The sequence below is a fragment of the Vibrio sp. Vb1026 genome (assembly GCF_033338745.1).
Classification (GTDB): Bacteria; Pseudomonadota; Gammaproteobacteria; order Enterobacterales; family Vibrionaceae; genus Vibrio; species Vibrio alginolyticus.
Genome location: NZ_JAWOTH010000109.1, coordinates 1 through 1,309, shown reverse-complemented (window position 1 = coordinate 1,309; position 1,309 = coordinate 1). Strand labels below are relative to the sequence as shown.

General features: G+C 45.1%; 2 protein-coding genes. One reads left to right on the top strand and one right to left on the bottom strand.

Features of this window, described 5'->3' with window-relative positions; translation table 11 throughout:
- Window positions 1–665 (bottom strand): ABC transporter ATP-binding protein (locus R7E47_RS24550; RefSeq protein ID WP_318085323.1); only part of this gene is annotated, 665 nt, incomplete at its 3' end.
- A 362-nt stretch (window positions 666–1,027) separates the two neighbouring features.
- On the opposite strand from R7E47_RS24550, the gene R7E47_RS24545 reads away from it, so the two are divergent.
- Window positions 1,028–1,228, top strand: coding sequence for a PA3496 family putative envelope integrity protein (locus R7E47_RS24545; protein WP_318085320.1), 201 nt, complete (start codon window positions 1,028–1,030; stop codon window positions 1,226–1,228).
- Window positions 1,229–1,309: the final 81 nt, after the last annotated feature.

The window sequence follows — 1,309 nt, the reverse complement described above, 5'->3', positions numbered from 1 at the left end:
TGGGTGATGAAAAGAACTGAGAAACCAAATTCTTCTCTCAGCTGATAAATTTGTTGCAGGATCTCTCGCTGCACCACCACATCAAGCGCTGTCGTTGGTTCATCCATAATAATGAGCTTAGGGTTTAAAGACAGCGCGATGGCAATAACCAGCCTTTGGCGCATTCCCCCAGAGAACTGGTGCGGATATTCACCCAGTCGATCTCGAGGGATGTTCACCAAATCGAGCAGTTTTTCGGCGCGATCTTTGGCTTGCTCGTTGCTGAGTCCTTGATGATGACGTAGGACGTCTGCAAACTGCTCTTGAATGGTCAGTACCGGATTAAGCGAGTTCATGGCGCTTTGGAATACCATGGCGATTTCGCTCCACCGCAGCGCGCCTAGCTCCTTATCGGACAAACGTAAGATGTCCTTACCTTGGAACAGAATTTGTCCACCAGAGATAAACGCGGGCGGCTTGTGCAGACGATTGATCGAAAAAGCGATGGTACTCTTTCCGCATCCAGATTCCCCAGCAAGGCCGAATACTTCGCCTTTTCCAATATCAAAGCTGACCGATTTCACCGCATTAAAGTCACCATTGTCGGTGATGTAGTCCACGCACAAATCTCGGATCTGGATGACCGGATCGCTGTGAAAGGCGTGACTTAAATTAATCTCACTCATTAAAAATACCCAACCAATACAAAAGATAATTATTATCATTATCGTATGTGCAAATGAGAAGAAAGCGTAATCGACCGAATAGGTGAAGTGACTCGAAACTTGAATGAAAGAAAAAGTCGAATTTTGGTTACGAGAGTGTGATAAAAAAAGACAAAAGTGAGAGCTGGATCAGCACACTTTTCTTAGGGGGAATTTTTCAAATTTAATCGTAAATTTGGCCTTTGGCAAAAGGTAAGTGATGAATCTATTAACGAGTTGATGAAAGGTCGGGAGGGGTCACATTTCCCCACTGTTTTTCTTACCTCCGCACAGTGGGTTTGCTATAGATTAGCTGTCCAAAACATGGTGTGTTCGGAGGAAATATGTCCATTAATTCTATCGACCATGACGAGATGACCAACATCGCTCACAAGTGGGAATTACCCGAAGAAGAAGAAACCGTTGTGAAGCCAGAGAAAACAGTGAAATCAGCAGAAGCCAGACGTCGCATTGAGGCACTGCGTGAAATCCGCGAAAGCGGGTTAAGCATTGAAGAAGCAAGAGAACTTGGCTTGATTCACTGATTCTCTCAATTCGGTGTACCACTCCATAGGGTAGCCAACTGGCTGCCCTTTTTATTTGCTAACCCCATCATTTAACCGAAG